The 13,689-nt window shown below is 66.2% G+C and carries 14 protein-coding genes and 1 pseudogene; 7 read left to right on the forward strand and 8 right to left on the reverse strand.

Features of this window, described 5'->3' with window-relative positions:
* Positions 1 to 52: 52 nt before the first annotated feature.
* From ACQKIE_RS10125 to ACQKIE_RS10145, 5 genes and pseudogenes are all read right to left on the reverse strand, one after another.
* Entirely contained in the window at positions 53 to 760 is a 708-nt protein-coding gene (locus ACQKIE_RS10125; RefSeq protein ID WP_427458587.1) for a TVP38/TMEM64 family protein, read from the reverse strand.
* A gap of 16 nt (positions 761 to 776) precedes the next feature.
* Positions 777 to 1,334, reverse strand: coding sequence for a nucleoside deaminase (locus tag ACQKIE_RS10130; protein WP_427458589.1), 558 nt, complete (start codon positions 1,332 to 1,334; stop codon positions 777 to 779).
* The gene (locus tag ACQKIE_RS10135) at positions 1,334 to 3,061 is read right to left on the reverse strand and encodes a glutamine--tRNA ligase/YqeY domain fusion protein (protein ID WP_427458591.1); all 1,728 of its coding nucleotides are present in this window, start codon (positions 3,059 to 3,061) and stop codon (positions 1,334 to 1,336) included. Before ACQKIE_RS10135 ends, ACQKIE_RS10130 begins: the two co-directional genes overlap by 1 nt.
* Positions 3,062 to 3,434: 373 nt before the next feature.
* Positions 3,435 to 3,941 (reverse strand): hypothetical protein, encoded by a 507-nt coding sequence (locus ACQKIE_RS10140; protein WP_427458593.1) that lies wholly within the window; start codon positions 3,939 to 3,941, stop codon positions 3,435 to 3,437.
* Positions 3,931 to 4,329: pseudogene (locus tag ACQKIE_RS10145) on the reverse strand (DUF6402 family protein); the annotation flags it as partial. The pseudogene ACQKIE_RS10145 and the gene ACQKIE_RS10140, both read right to left, overlap by 11 nt.
* Positions 4,330 to 4,802: 473 nt before the next feature.
* On the opposite strand from ACQKIE_RS10145, the gene ACQKIE_RS10150 reads away from it, so the two are divergent.
* Complete coding sequence (locus ACQKIE_RS10150) at positions 4,803 to 5,075, forward strand: putative signal transducing protein (protein WP_427458595.1); 273 nt, start codon at positions 4,803 to 4,805, stop codon at positions 5,073 to 5,075.
* A 27-nt stretch (positions 5,076 to 5,102) separates the two neighbouring features.
* On the forward strand, positions 5,103 to 5,621 hold the full coding sequence (locus tag ACQKIE_RS10155) for an adenine phosphoribosyltransferase (RefSeq protein WP_427458597.1): 519 nt from the start codon (positions 5,103 to 5,105) through the stop codon (positions 5,619 to 5,621).
* 15 nt (positions 5,622 to 5,636) lie between these two features.
* Here the strand turns inward: ACQKIE_RS10155 and ACQKIE_RS10160 are convergent, their stop codons facing one another.
* Positions 5,637 to 6,242: a hypothetical protein gene (locus tag ACQKIE_RS10160; protein WP_427458599.1), complete on the reverse strand. Its 606-nt coding sequence runs from the start codon at positions 6,240 to 6,242 to the stop codon at positions 5,637 to 5,639.
* A 15-nt stretch (positions 6,243 to 6,257) separates the two neighbouring features.
* Positions 6,258 to 7,217 (reverse strand): DNA-binding transcriptional regulator OxyR, encoded by a 960-nt coding sequence (gene oxyR, locus ACQKIE_RS10165; protein WP_427458601.1) that lies wholly within the window; start codon positions 7,215 to 7,217, stop codon positions 6,258 to 6,260.
* Between the two features lie 132 nt (positions 7,218 to 7,349).
* Between oxyR and ACQKIE_RS10170 the strand changes: the two genes are divergently transcribed.
* From ACQKIE_RS10170 to ACQKIE_RS10185, 4 genes are all read left to right on the forward strand, one after another.
* Positions 7,350 to 7,898, forward strand: coding sequence for a peroxiredoxin (locus tag ACQKIE_RS10170; protein WP_427458604.1), 549 nt, complete (start codon positions 7,350 to 7,352; stop codon positions 7,896 to 7,898).
* A 190-nt stretch (positions 7,899 to 8,088) separates the two neighbouring features.
* Positions 8,089 to 8,631 (forward strand): carboxymuconolactone decarboxylase family protein, encoded by a 543-nt coding sequence (locus tag ACQKIE_RS10175; protein WP_427458606.1) that lies wholly within the window; start codon positions 8,089 to 8,091, stop codon positions 8,629 to 8,631.
* Positions 8,632 to 8,729: 98 nt separating this feature from the next.
* Positions 8,730 to 9,089 (forward strand): DUF1428 domain-containing protein, encoded by a 360-nt coding sequence (locus ACQKIE_RS10180; protein WP_427458608.1) that lies wholly within the window; start codon positions 8,730 to 8,732, stop codon positions 9,087 to 9,089.
* Positions 9,090 to 9,198: 109 nt separating this feature from the next.
* The gene (locus ACQKIE_RS10185) at positions 9,199 to 11,883 is read left to right on the forward strand and encodes a M1 family metallopeptidase (protein WP_427458610.1); all 2,685 of its coding nucleotides are present in this window, start codon (positions 9,199 to 9,201) and stop codon (positions 11,881 to 11,883) included.
* 54 nt (positions 11,884 to 11,937) lie between these two features.
* Here the strand turns inward: ACQKIE_RS10185 and ACQKIE_RS10190 are convergent, their stop codons facing one another.
* The gene (locus ACQKIE_RS10190) at positions 11,938 to 12,792 is read right to left on the reverse strand and encodes an alpha/beta hydrolase (protein WP_427458612.1); all 855 of its coding nucleotides are present in this window, start codon (positions 12,790 to 12,792) and stop codon (positions 11,938 to 11,940) included.
* Between the two features lie 38 nt (positions 12,793 to 12,830).
* Between ACQKIE_RS10190 and prmC the strand changes: the two genes are divergently transcribed.
* Entirely contained in the window at positions 12,831 to 13,658 is an 828-nt protein-coding gene (gene prmC, locus ACQKIE_RS10195) for a peptide chain release factor N(5)-glutamine methyltransferase (protein ID WP_427458614.1), read from the forward strand.
* Positions 13,659 to 13,689 lie beyond the last annotated feature (31 nt).

Here is a 13,689-nt window from a genome sequence, read left to right on the forward strand (position 1 = left end):
TCCAGGACGGCGCGAGGGGTTAGCCTAGCGCAGAACGGGGGTGCCGGTGCCGTCAGTCGCGCCGGCGCAGGCGGCCCGTCAGGGTCCGCACGGCCAGGGGCAAGATGGTCAGCACGGCGAAAGCCGCCAGTGGCAGCAGGATCCGATGGTCGAGCAGCCCGGCGGCACTCACGGGACGACCGCTGGCGAAGGTCTCGCCGAGTCCGGCACCGACCGAACTCTCCACGAACAGGGAGACGGTTCCTCCGAGCCACGTGGCACCGACGAAAAGCCATGGCGGGCAGCGCAGCCACGCCAGGGCGACGGTCATCGCCCCCAGGGGCACGATGGGGACGAAACGGAGGGCGAGGGTGTAAGTAACGGGGTGCGCGGCGAACCCTTGGCGCAAACGCTGCGCCAGCGGAGGCGCTTCGCGCCGGCCCGCACGGAAGGCGTAGCGGCTGGCGAGGTAGAGGGCCACCGAGCCGAGCACCAGCGACACCGAGGACAGGGCCGTGCCCTCGACCACGCCGAAAAGGAGGCCACCCGCGAGCACGATCACGATGGTGCCGGGCACGCCGGTGGCGATGCCTAGCGTCAGCAGGCTGGCGTAAGCGACGCGCGAAGCGACGGGATGCGCCGCGATGCCGGTGCGCAGTTGCCCTTCGTCGGCGAGCAGCCGGTGCGGCTCGAAGCGGTCGAACGCGCCGCTGGCGAAGAGGGCCGCTCCTGCCATGAGCAAGATGCCCAGCGGCAGCAGCGCACGCCAGCGGCTGGTCACCTGGCGCGTCCGCGGTTCAATACGCCGCGCCCGATTCGCCGTAGCGGCGAAGGACGGCGCGAGCCTCGTCGCGATGGATGTCGCGGCGGACCGCGATGCCGCGGCGCTCCAGCTCGCCGATCCAGTCCGCGGGGAGCGGACCCTCGTCGAACGGCGTGAGCTCCTCCACGTCCTCGGCACGGGCGCCAATCAGCAGCTCGTCGATGCCGGCCCACACCGTCGCTCCGAAACACTGGCAGCATGGCTGGGAACTCGTCGCGAGGGCGAAACGGTTGCCGTCCTCATTGAGGCGGAAACGCTGCAGGCGCTGCTGGGCGGTCATGTACGCCATCATCTCGGCGTGTGCCACCGAGCAGTTGTGCGGGACAACGCGATTGACGCCCACGGCCACGATGCGATTGTTGCCGTCGAACACGACCGCACCGAACGGACCGCCCGTGCCGAGGTCGACGTTCATCCCCGACAACGCGATGGCGAGCGCGACCTTGGCCTCGTCGCCGGCGTAATCCACCGACGTGTTCACCGCCTCGTGCACCCAGGCGGGGAGGGTGAGGTGGACCTGCGCGTACAGCATCAGGCCTGCTTCGCCCAGGAGTCGCGCAGCGTCACCACGCGATTGAAGACGGGTGCGGCACGCGTGTGGTCGTGGATGTCCGCGACGAAATAACCGAGGCGCTCGAACTGCATGCGGTCCTCGTGCACCGCGGCGGCGGCGGCCGGTTCGACGAAACCGTGCGCGATCCGGCGCGAGTGCGGGTTGATGTGATCCTTGTAGGTCTTGCCGTCGCTGTCGTCGTCGGGATCGGTGACGTCGAACAGGCGATCGTAGAGACGGATCACGGCCGGCACGGCATCGCGTGCGCTCACCCAATGGATCGTGCCCTTCACCTTGCGGTCGGCGCCCGGCATGCCGGTGCGCGTCTCGGGGTCGAGTGAGCAACGCAGTTCGACCACCTGGCCGTCCGCATCCTTCACCACCTCGTCGCAACGCACGATGCCGACGCCGCGAAGGCGGACTTCGCCTTCCGGCTTGAGGCGATGGAAACCCTTGGGCGGCACTTCCGCGAAGTCCTCGCGTTCGATCCACAGCTCGCGCGAAAACGGAACGCTGCGCGTGCCGAAGGACTCGTCCTTCGGGTGGTTCGGGAAGGTCAGCGATTCCGCGTGCCCTTCGTCGAGGTTGGTGATGACGAGCTTCAGCGGATCGATCACGGCGAGGCGACGCGGTGCCGTGCCATCGAGGTCTTCGCGCACCGCGCCTTCGAGCACGCTCATGTCGATCGTGCTGTTCTGCTTGCTGACGCCGATGCGCTCCCAGAACAGGCGGATGCCCGCGGGCGTGAAGCCGCGGCGGCGCACGCCGGCCAGCGTGGGCATGCGCGGATCGTCCCAGCCGTCGACGAGGTTCTCCGCCACCAGGGTGATCAGCTTGCGCTTGCTCATCACGGTGTAATTGAGGTTGCCGCGCGAGAACTCGATCTGGCGGGGCTTGCTTGGCGCCGTCGGGAGCCCGGCCTTTACGAGCGGCTCCCACAGTTCCGGATCGTGGGCGAGGTCCACCTTGTCCACGCACCAGTCGTACAGCGGGCGGTGGTCTTCGAACTCCAGCGTGCACAGGGAATGCGTGATGCCTTCCAGCGCGTCGGACAACGAATGCGCGAAGTCGTACATCGGATAGATCGGCCACGCGTCGCCGGTGTTCTGGTGGTGCACCTTGCGGACCCGGTAGAGCGCCGGGTCGCGCAAGTTGATGTTGCCCGAGGCCATGTCGAGCTTCGCGCGCAGGGTCTTGCTGCCGTCGGCGAATTCGCCGGCGCGCATGCGCTGGAACAGGTCGAGGTTCTCCTCCACCGTGCGGTCGCGGTAGGGCGAGTTGCGCCCCGGTTCGGTGAGGGTGCCACGGTACTCGCGTACTTCCTCCGCGCTGAGGTCGTCCACGTAGGCGACGCCGAGACGGATCAGCTTCAGCGCCGAGCGGTAGAACACCTCGAAGTAATCGGACGCATGACGCAGCTCCGCCCAGTCGAAGCCCAGCCACTTCACGTCGCGCTGGATCGCCTCGACGAACTCGAGGTCTTCCTTCGACGGATTGGTGTCGTCGAAGCGCAGGTTGCAGGCGCCCCCGAACTCGGCGGCGAGGCCATAGTTGAGGCAAATCGACTTCGCATGGCCGAGGTGCAGGTAGCCATTCGGCTCGGGCGGGAAGCGAGTGCGGATGGCCGCATGCTTGCCGGACGCCAGGTCGTCGCGGACGATCTGGCGAATGAAGTGCTGCTGCAGGACAGGCGTTTCGGTCGACATCGAAGAGGGCTCGCAAGTGGGGCGCGGCAAACGTCCGAGTTTACCCTTCTTGCTGCGATCTGGCATCGACAGGCGGGGGGCCGGCGCTGCCGCGAGAGCCCTCGGCCGCCGCCCTCGCCGCTACCGCTACGGCGTCGCTTGGGCAAGGAGGGCCGCTGCGCGGCCAGTGTCCTGATGGCTGGCGCCCCGGCGCGCACGGGCGCACGGCGGGGTTTTCCGACTCGGCATCCTGCCGAGCGGAAAAGGCCGGCCGTCCTGGCCGGCCCCCTGCGGGCCTTGTCCGCCGTGCACCCTCACCTCCGCTAAACGCGACGAGGGCGGCGGCCGAGGGCTCTTCCGGGGACTGAGGGGCTTTCGGAGGAGGTGTTGCCGGTCACCGAACGGCGGCCTCCCGTTGTTTCCGTCGGACCTCGTACCCCTTCCCCTCGGCCTCCTGGATTGCACGGAGGTTCGACAGCGTGGATTCGTGAGCGCAGCGGTCGGTATCGACCAGCGGGAATCCATGGGACAGCACGATGCGCCGGCCCGGTGCCTTCGCCTCGTTCCAGAACATGATGTCATGGGAGGCTGTGCTGTCGTAGACGATGGTTTCGCCGAGGAAGGCTCCTGTGCTCGCCTCGTAGGCGCGATCGAAGATGGGGTATCCCCAAAGCTTGCCTATGGGATGGCGAATCATCGAGTCCGGATCGGGCACTCGATGAAGATAGGAGGGGAGCACCCAAAAAGGCTCGTACGTGTCCACGCGGATACAGCCGTCCGGGCTGGTCCTTGACCAGGCGAAGGTTGCGAAGGCCCGCTCCCACCACAGAGAAGCGAAATGGATTCCGGCTCCGCCGACGACCAAAATCGCCGCGAAAACCGCTCTCTTGTCATACCTCAATCTCAAGTACCATCGGCGCGGATTCCCAGATGACGTTGGAATAGATGACGAAGTCGCCGCCGCAGCCAGTCGCCCGTCGGTAAGAGTCGAAGTGACTGTTGGTCACATGCGTTACCGGTACAGGGCTGCCGCGATATGCTTGGTCCCGGCGCGGGAAGTTTAGAGCTGTTTGCGCCAAGCTCAGAACGCGATCTTGCCCCCAGGCGCCGAGATATTGGTCGCCGTTGAAGTCATACGTGTCACGGATATAAAAGCCGGCATCTGTGACTTTGAAGGTAAATCGTCCGGTGCCAGGATGCGGCATTACAAGGCCGATCAGCGCGACCTTCAACGTAGCTTCGCCGAGGCTTCCGTAAAGATCGTCCATGGGATCTGACAACTTCCCGAAAGTCGTGAAATTCGGCGAAGACGTTGTTCATGCGTTGCACGCTTCCTGAGACGGGAACGCACCGTAACAACGCAACGGATGATTGGCTCTAGGAGGATTCTGAAAAAGCCGACGGATTTTCGAGGCGGCGAACTACAGACTGCGAGAATCCGAAAAGCACGGAACTCAGCGACATCAGACAAGGCTGTGACGTCGAGAACGGACAAGCTCGCCCGCTGCCGCATCTGCTTTACCAACCGCCACCTCAGTATCCGGTGAGGCGTCGGGCTGTGCCCCTCAGAGCGAGTTCGTTCGCTCCGCGAACGGTGTTTGAGCGCTGAGGGGCACAGCCCGACGCCTCCGGCCAGACGTTTCACGCGTCCAGCGAAACGCGACGGCGAAGCCGAGCCCTCGAACGCCATGGCCGCGCGGCGACCACTTTTAGCAAGGCGCGACGCTTGCCCAACGGCCCGCCCGCGGGGTAGCGTGCAGCCATGCGCATCGCCTACCACGCTGAATCCCTCATCGACGCCCATCTGGTGAAGGACGCGCTCGAGCGGGCGGAAATCCCGGCGTTCATCGCAGGCGAATTCCTTACCGGCGCGGTCGGCCAATTGCCGGCGCGCGATTTCCTGGCGGTGATGGTTCCCGAAGCGGCCGCCGAAGCCGCGGAAGGCATCGTGCGCCGGATCGACGCCCAGCTCGCCGAAGCCCGCGCCGCGGCCGCTTCCGACGACGACTTCGGCGCGGTTACCCTTCCGGCCTGATCGCCCGCGCCACCTTCCAGGATCCCCATGCAGGCCATTCTCGACCTCGTCCGCGACGTCCCTGACTTTCCGCGCCCCGGCATCGTGTTCAAGGACATCACGCCGCTGCTTGCCGATGCCGCCGCCTTCGCCAACTGCATCGACGCTATGTGCGAACCGTGGCGCGATCAGGGCATTGGCGCCGTCTGCGGTATCGAGTCGCGCGGCTTCATTTTTGGCGCCGCCATGGCCCGGGCCCTGGGCGCCGGCTTCGTGCCCCTGCGCAAGGCGGGCAAGCTGCCGCCGCCGGTGGTGGGCGTCGATTACGGACTGGAGTACGGCCTCGACCGCCTGGAAATCGGGACGCACGCGCTGGCCCCGGGCGAGCGGGTGGTCGTCGTGGACGACGTGCTTGCCACGGGCGGCACGCTGGAGGCGGCGCGACGGCTCGTCGAACGCCTTGGAGCGGAGGTGGTGGGCGCCAGTGTCGCGATCGAACTGGCCGGCCTCAACGGCCGCGCGCGCTGGCCGGGGGACGTGCCCCTGCACGTCCTGATCGGGTACTGACGCAGGGTCCCTGAATCAGTCGCGCGTGGGCGCTTCTTCGCTCAGGCGCTCGACCAGCACGATCTCGCAGCCGCCGGCCCCCGTGTCGTCGCGTGTCAGCGACGTGTTCCAGTGCCAGCCATCGTCGCGCTTCACGTCGACGAGGAAGCCCTCGACGTGGACGACCTCACCTTGGCGGACACTGCGCAGTTCGCGGGCGACGGTGTCGTTCGCGGGGATCATGTGCATGTTCGCGCTGGAGTCCTCGATCTCGGCCCGGGGGATCGGAAAGTGGTCGGTATACCAGTAGTAGAAGCGATTCGACTGCGAAATGCGGATACGGTCGAGCACCGAACTGTCCGACATGCGGCCCCAACCCATCGCGAGGTCCGTTGGCGCGATCGGCGCGAGGTCGTCCAGCTGGTAGTCCTCGCGCGAAAGCACGCGCGCCGTCATCGCGAACGCGGCGCGCGGGCTGAGCGTGAAGTGGCCGCGGCTGAGCGAGGTGCCATCGCCCAGGGATTCCTGTCGCGGTACGTCGGGGGCCAGGATGCCTGGGCCGTTGTGCTGGGGACGATGCTTCCACCAGGAGTATCCGCCCCAGCCGCAGAGGAGGAGCAGGACGACGAGCCAGACGCGCATGGAGGAGGCGACCGTTCAGGGGGATGGGAGGGCAACGGCCGGGGTGGCGTCCGGTTGACCCGTGGCGCAACCGCGCGTGCTGAGCAGACCGGCCGGCACGTCGCGGATGAGCGCGGCGAGCGACTCGAAGAATGGCGTCATCGCCGAACTCTTCCGCCACAGCATCGCGATCCGCCGGCTGGGCGCCGGCGCCTCGAATTCCACGAGGTGCACGTTGGGCGATTGCGCGATCGGCGGCTTCACCGCCAGCGCGGGCAGCAGCGTGATGCCGACGTTGGCGGACACCATCTGCCGGAGCGTCTCCAGGCTGGTGGCGCGGAAGCCCGATTTCTCCCCGGCGCCGGCCATGTGGCACACCTCGAGGGCTTGGTCGCGCAGGCAATGTCCGTCTTCGAGGAGCAGCAGGTCCTGGTCAGACAGGTCTTCCATGCGCAGCTTTTGCCGCGAGGCGAGCGGGTGCCCGCCTGGCACGGCAAGCACGAAGGGCTCCTCGAACAGGAACTCGGTATGCAGCGACTCGTCGTGGACGGGGAGGGCGAGGATGCCGGCGTCGAGGGTGCCCTCGCGCAGCATGTGCAGCACCTGCTCGGTCTTCTCCTCGCGCAGCAGCAGTTCCAGGCGGGGGAACCGTTCGCGCAGGCGCGGGATCACGTGCGGGAGCAGGTAAGGGCCGAGGGTGGGGAAGATACCCAGGCGGATCGTGCCGGATTCGGGATCGCGGGTGCGCTGGGCGATCGACTTGATCTCCTCGATCTGTGAAAGCACGCCACGAGCGCGGCGGGCGATTTCACGTCCCGTTTCCGTCAGAAGGACCTTCCTCGGCGTACGTTCCACCAGCGCCACGCCCAATTCGTCCTCGAGCTTGCGGATCTGGGTGGACAGGGTGGGCTGGCTCACGAAGCTGGCTTCGGCCGCCCGCCCGAAATGGCGGTACTCCGCCAGGGCGACGAGGTAGGACAGGTCACGCAGGTTCATGGTGGCTGCCTCGACGGGCTTGCGATAGGTTCAGCCTATCACAATCATGCCTACAATCGATTTGGAATATATGAACCAGGCCGGTAAGCTTGGTTGGAAGAATTCACCCAACCCCCTCAACGGAGAGTCTAAATGCTGAGCATTGGCGACAAGTTCCCCCAGTTCAACCTGAAGGCCGTGGCCGGCGGCCCGCTGGCCAACAAGATCGAGGACGCCTTCGTCGACGTGACGGACAAGTCCTACGAGGGTAAGTGGAAGCTCGTCTTCTTCTACCCGAAGGACTTCACCTTCGTCTGCCCGACCGAGATCAAGGGCTTCAGCGACCTCAACGAGAAGTTCGCCGACCGCGATTGCCAGATCCTGGCCGCCTCGACCGATTCCGAGTTCGTCCACCGCGCCTGGCGCATGGACCACGCTGACCTGAAGGACCTCCAGTTCCCGATGCTGGCGGACATCAAGAAGGACCTGACCTCGGCCCTCGGCATCCTGACCGATGAAGGCGTCGCCCAGCGCGCGACCTTCCTCGTCGATCCGAATGGCGTGATCCAGTTCGCCTACGTGACCGCCGGTTCCGTCGGCCGCAACCCGGACGAAGTGCTGCGCGTCCTCGACGCCCTGCAGACGGACGAGCTGTGCGCCTGCAACTGGAAGTCCGGCGACGAGACCCTCAAGGTCGCCTAAGTCGTTCAAAGTCCCACGCCGCGTTCCCCTCCCTCCCTCGCGCGGCGTGGGCAACCCGGCGGTGAGTTCATCTCACCGCCCCCTCTTCGTCCTTCCTCACACGCCTCTTGCGTTTCCCACGTGAACCGGTGCCGCCGGCGCCGAGACATTCCGTGCCTCTCTCCTCACTCCAGAAGACAAAGGTGCATCCATGAGCGTCGCCGACCTGCGCAGCAAGCTTCCCGAATATGCGAAAGATCTCAAGCTTAACCTCGACTCCGTGCTGAGCGAGGCGGGCGCCCCCGGTCTCAACATGGCCCAGATCGCCATGGTCGCCCTCGGCTCCGCTTACGCGTCGCGATACAAGCCGCTGACCGAAGCCATCGCCGCCTTCGCCGCCGAGCACGCCTCCCCCGAGCAGGTGACCGCGGCCAAGGGTTCCGCCGCGATCATGGGCATGAACAACATCTATTACCGCTTCCAGCACCTCGTCAGCCATCCGGAATACGAAACGATTCCGGCGAAGCTGCGCATGAACGTCATCGGTGCCTATAAGGGCGACGCGAAGAACGACTTCGAGCTCGTTTCCCTGGCGGTGTCCGCGGTGAACGGTTGCGGCATGTGCATCGACTCGCACGACCGCGTCCTGCGCGAAGGCGGCATCAGCGTGCAGGCCATCCAGAGCGCCGTGCGCATCGCCTCCGTGCTGCACGCCGTGGCCGTGGTGCTCGAGCAGGCCGACGCCGCCGGCTGATCTGTTACCACAGAAGCACTGAAGAAAGGCCGCGTTTAACGCGGCCTTTCTTCTTCTTGCGCGACGCTCCGCGCACACCCACGCGCGGAGGCTCCACCATGAGTTACGTCGACGGTTTCGTCGCCCCGGTTCCCACGGACCGGCTGGGCGACTACAAGAAGATGGCTCGGCTGGCCGGCAAGATCTGGATGGAATACGGCGCGCTCGCCTATTCCGAGTGCGTGGCAGACGACGTCAAGCCAGGAAAAGTCACCTCGTTTCCGCAGTCCGTGAAGCTGAAGCCGAACGAAGTGGTGGTCTTCTCCTGGATCGTCTACAAGAACCGCCGCGAGCGCGATCGCATCATGAAGAAAGTCATGGAGGATCCGAGACTTGCCGCCTTCTCCGACCCCAAGGCATTGCCCTTCGACGGCAAGCGGATGTTCTTCGGCGGATTCAAGCCGATCGTCGAGTATTGAGTAACTCCTGACGCACCGCAGCGAAACCAGGGGTGCCTTCTGGCACTGTGTCGAAGGTCATCCCTGTTCGCACGATGGTGGGATCAACCCCCAGGGAGTCCCACCTGTCATGCGTCGTTTCGTCCGTCCCCTCGTTCTCACCGCGCTCGCCGCCTGCTGTGGCGCCGCACTCGCCGCCGGCACGGACGCCGCGCCACCGCTCGGTCATCTCCCCACCTGGGCCCAGCCTGAGTCCTACAAGCTGTCGTTCAAGGTCGATCCGAAGCAGGAAAACTATTCCGGTTCCTCCACGATCCGCATCAAGCTGACGCAGCCGTCCGATTTCATCTGGCTGCACGGCAAGGACCTCAAGGTGGCCAAGGTCACCGTGACCGACGCCGCGGGCAAGAAGCACGCCGGCAAGTACACCGTCGCCGCCGAGAAAGAGGGCGTCGCCCGGGTCGACCTGGGCGCGAAGCTCGAGGGTGAGATCACCCTCGCGATGGAATTCACCGCGCCCCTGAACAAGCAGCTGCAGGGCCTGTACAAGGTGTCGCACGAAGGCGTGCCGTACGCCATGACGCAGATGGAGCCGGTCTCCGCCCGCTATGCCTTCCCCGGCTTCGACGAGCCGTCGTTCAAGGTGCCGTTCGACATCAGCCTGACGATTCCGTCCGACGACCAGGGCGTGGCCAACACCGCGCAGGTCAAGGAAGAGAAGGCGGGCGCCGGCTGGAAGACGCTCACCTTCTCCACCACCAAGCCGCTGCCGACCTATCTGGTCGCTTTCGCGGTGGGCCCGTGGGACGTGGTGAAGGGGCCGGACATCACGCCGACCCAGTACCGCACCACCGCCACCCCGTTGCGCGGCATCGCCGCCAAGGGCGAAGGCCATCGCATGCAGCACGTGCTGGGCGAAACCAACGCGATCATCCACACGCTCGAGGACTACTACGGCTTCGGCTATCCGTACGACAAGCTCGACTTGCTCGCCGCGCCGGACTTCAGCGCGGGTGCGATGGAGAACGCCGGTCTGGTCACCTTCCGCGACTGGCTGCTGCTGATCGATCCGGATTCCGCGGCGCAATACGTGCGCGGCTCGTTCAACGTCAACGCGCATGAGCTGGCCCACCAATGGACCGGTGACACGGTCACGATGAAGTGGTGGGACGACATCTGGCTGAACGAAGCCTTCGCCACATGGATGCAGCAGAAGGTCACCACGAAGGTTCATCCGGAATACCGCGCCGACCTCGACCGCGTCCGCGGCGCGCAGGGCGCGATGAACAACGACAGCCTGGTCAGTGCGCGCAAGATCCGCCAGCCGATCACCGGTAATGGCGACATCGAGACGGCGTTCGACGGCATCACCTACCAGAAGGGCGCCGCCGTCCTCGGCATGTTCGAGGGCTACGTGACCGAGCCCGTGTTCCAGAAGGGCATGCGCGCGTACATCCAGAAGCACAAATTCGCCAACGCCACGGCCGACGACCTGATCGATTCGATCGCGGAAGCCGCGGGTCAGGGCGATGCGTTCAAGCAGGCCTTCCGCAGCTTCCTCGACCAGTCCGGCGTGCCTTACGTCACGACCGAGGTCAAGACCGAAGGTGGCAAGACGGTCCTGCACCTCGCCCAAAGCCGCTACCTGCCGTTGGGCAGCAAGGGCGACGCGAATCGCGTGTGGGGCGTGCCGATGTGCGTGCGCTACGGCACCGACGGCGGTGGCAACAAGGTCAAGTGCGAGCTTCTCGACAAGGCCACGGGCACGATGGTGCTCGACGGTGCGGCGAAGAATGGCTGGGTGCTTCCGAACGCCGACGGTCGCGGTTACTACCGCTTCGCGCAGAGCAAGGCCGACCTGGCCGCGCTCACGAAAGTGGTCGGCTCGCTGACCGATGCCGAACAGCTGGCCTACGCCGACGCCGTGCGCGCCGGCTTCCAGCACGGCGACCTGGATGCCGGTGACGTGCTTGCGGCGTTGAAGCCGCTGACGGCTTCGAAGACTCGCGAAGTCTTCACCGCGCCGATGGGCACGTTCAACTGGATCCTCGCCCATGAGGCCCAGACGGACGCGCAGCGCGAGCGTCTGCGCACGTGGGCGACGGACGCTTACCTGCCGAAGCTCAAGGAAATGGGTTATCGCAAGAAGGCGGGCGAGCCGGACAACGACACCCTGACCCGCACCGTGCTGGCGGGCTTCCTCGCCGACAAGGACATCGGTGTGCCGGAAGTGCGCGCTGAACTGCTGAAGCAGGGCGATGCCGCGCTGAAGACCAAGGACGGCCACCTGGACCTCGACGCGGCCGACGCCGACCTGCTGGGCGATGCGCTCGGCGTGGCGGTGCAGGAGCGCGGCGCACCGGCCGTCGACGCGATCATCGCCGAGATCCCGAAGACCTCGGACCCGGCGAAGCGCAACGCGATGCTCGACGGCCTGTCCGAGATCAAGGACCCGGAGCTGGCGAACAAGGCCCGCGACTTCGCGCTGAGCAAGGACGTGAAGGTGGGCGAGATGGCGATGGTCCTGCGCGGGGGCCGTGATTCGGAAGCCTCGCGTGCGCAGATGTGGAAGTGGTTCACCACCAACTACGACAAGATCGTGGGCCGCACCGGCAGTTTCGCCGGCGGCAGGCTCCCCGCCCTTGGCGGTGGTGGCGGCTGCTCCAAGGAAGAAGCCGATCGCCTGAGCGCGTTCTTCAAGCCACGCATGAGCCAGGTGAGCGGCGCCGAGCGCGGTCTGGCGCAGACCAGCGAGGAAATCCTCCTCTGCTCCGCGCAGAAGGCCAAGCAGGACCCGAAGGCGATCCTGCGCTAAACGTTGGCATCGTCGAGTACCACCGAGCCGGGCGAGCGATCGCCCGGCTTTTTTTTAGCGAGAAGAAGCGCCCGCGCGGATGAAATGCAGCACGTCGCCCATCACCGGCGCCGTGCGATGTAGCGGTCCCAGCGCGAACACCAGTCCTTCGTGTCCCAGCTTCGGATACAACTTCAGTTCCACCGGTTCGCCCATCTGCTTGTAGCGGCCCTCCATCGATATGGCTTCGGACGGGAACACCTCGGTGTCTTCCTCGCCTTGCAGCAGGAGTGCCGGAGGCTCGTCCCCATCGACGAAGTTGATCGGCTGCGAGCGGGCCTGTTCTCCGGGCGTCGCGCCGAACATGGCGATGTATTCGGGCTCGTCCAGCGGCAGGAAATCGTAGGCGCCGGCGACCCCGATGAAACCGGTAAGGTCGCGCGGCTTCATGCCGACCGCAGCCAGCCATTGCTTGTCGGTGGCGAGCATCGCGGCGATGTGTCCGCCCGCCGAATGACCCATGACGAAAAGGCGCGACGGGTCGCCCCCGAACATCGCCGCGTGGTCGCGTGCCCAGCGTACGGCCTCGGCGCCGTCGTGCAGGAAACCGTCCATGCGCACGGCGGGCCACAAGCGGTAATCGGGAATGACCGCAACGATGCCCTGCGCCGCCAGCGCCTCGCCCATCCAGCGATACCACGCGCGCTTGCCGGTCATCCAGCTGCCGCCGTAGAAGTACACGACCACAGGGGCATGGTCCGCATGGATCGGCGCGTAGACATCCAGCGACAAGCCATGAGCCGAATCGAAGGGCTTGTCGCGATGTGCCACGACGTCCTTGCCTGGCTGCATCGCGTTGACGCCTGCGAAGAAGGTGGCATGGCAGCCGGCGAGCAGGAGGGTCGCGATCAGTACGAGGGGCGTGCGCATCGGCGCATTGTAGGTGGCGTCGCGGCTAGAATCCGCGCATGACCGATATCCGCACGATCCTGCGCGAGTCCGCCCACGTCCTGGGCGATCGGCTCGAGGCCGAGCTGTTGCTGGCGCATGCGCTGGGCGTCGACAGGGCATGGTTTTTCGCGCATGCGGAGGATCGCCCCGATACGGCCGGTGTCTTGCGATTCGAGGCGCTGCTGGCGCGCCGTGCGGCTGGCGAACCGATTGCCTACATCCTGGGCCGTCGTGACTTCTGGTCGCTGCCCCTCGAGGTGACGCCCGCGACGCTGATCCCGCGACCGGAGACCGAACTGCTGGTCGAGCAGGCCCTCGCGCGCCTGCCTGAGCGAGGGCGCATCCTCGACCTGGGCACCGGCAGCGGTGCCATCGCCCTCGCGATCGCCAGCGAGCGTCCTGACGCAGAGGTGGTGGCCGTCGATGCGAGCGCGGCGGCGCTCGCCGTGGCGCGACGCAATGCCGAGCGGCTCGGGCTGGGCCGTGTCGCGCTGCTCGAAAGCGACTGGTACGCGGCACTCGATGCACGCCGGTTCGACCTGATCGTGAGCAACCCGCCCTACATCGAGGCGAGCGATCCCCACCTTGCCCAGGGGGACTTGCGCTACGAACCCGCGTCCGCGCTGGCGTCGGGTGCCGATGGCCTCGACGACATCCGTCGCATCGCGGATGGGGCGGAGCGGTACCTCGTCGAGGGCGGCTGGTTGCTACTCGAGCACGGTTGGAACCAGGGCCGCGCGGTACGCGACGTGCTAACGACGGCCGGCTTGGCTGACGCGTTCACGGTACAGGACCTCGAGGCACGCGACCGCGTGACGGGCGCAAGGTCCGGCACGCCTTTGTAGGAGCCGCTATAGCGGCTCCTACAAAGAGAGC

It is taken from the genome of Luteibacter sp. NPDC031894 (genome assembly GCF_050273135.1).
GTDB lineage: Bacteria > Pseudomonadota > Gammaproteobacteria > Xanthomonadales > Rhodanobacteraceae > Luteibacter.

Bases quoted from the DNA above. Each gene is read 5' to 3' on its own strand.
- ACQKIE_RS10130 (WP_427458589.1), bottom strand. From the start codon at position 1,334: ATGCTGTACGCGCAGGTCCACCTCACCCTCCCCGCCTGGGTGCACGAG.
- ACQKIE_RS10135 (WP_427458591.1), bottom strand. From the start codon at position 3,061: ATGTCGACCGAAACGCCTGTCCTGCAGCAGCACTTCATTCGCCAGATC.
- ACQKIE_RS10150 (WP_427458595.1), top strand. From the start codon at position 4,803: ATGCGCATCGCCTACCACGCTGAATCCCTCATCGACGCCCATCTGGTG.
- ACQKIE_RS10155 (WP_427458597.1), top strand. From the start codon at position 5,103: ATGCAGGCCATTCTCGACCTCGTCCGCGACGTCCCTGACTTTCCGCGC.
- ACQKIE_RS10160 (WP_427458599.1), bottom strand. From the start codon at position 6,242: ATGCGCGTCTGGCTCGTCGTCCTGCTCCTCCTCTGCGGCTGGGGCGGA.
- oxyR (WP_427458601.1), bottom strand. From the start codon at position 7,217: ATGAACCTGCGTGACCTGTCCTACCTCGTCGCCCTGGCGGAGTACCGC.
- ACQKIE_RS10170 (WP_427458604.1), top strand. From the start codon at position 7,350: ATGCTGAGCATTGGCGACAAGTTCCCCCAGTTCAACCTGAAGGCCGTG.
- ACQKIE_RS10175 (WP_427458606.1), top strand. From the start codon at position 8,089: ATGAGCGTCGCCGACCTGCGCAGCAAGCTTCCCGAATATGCGAAAGAT.
- ACQKIE_RS10180 (WP_427458608.1), top strand. From the start codon at position 8,730: ATGAGTTACGTCGACGGTTTCGTCGCCCCGGTTCCCACGGACCGGCTG.
- ACQKIE_RS10185 (WP_427458610.1), top strand. From the start codon at position 9,199: ATGCGTCGTTTCGTCCGTCCCCTCGTTCTCACCGCGCTCGCCGCCTGC.
- ACQKIE_RS10190 (WP_427458612.1), bottom strand. From the start codon at position 12,792: ATGCGCACGCCCCTCGTACTGATCGCGACCCTCCTGCTCGCCGGCTGC.
- prmC (WP_427458614.1), top strand. From the start codon at position 12,831: ATGACCGATATCCGCACGATCCTGCGCGAGTCCGCCCACGTCCTGGGC.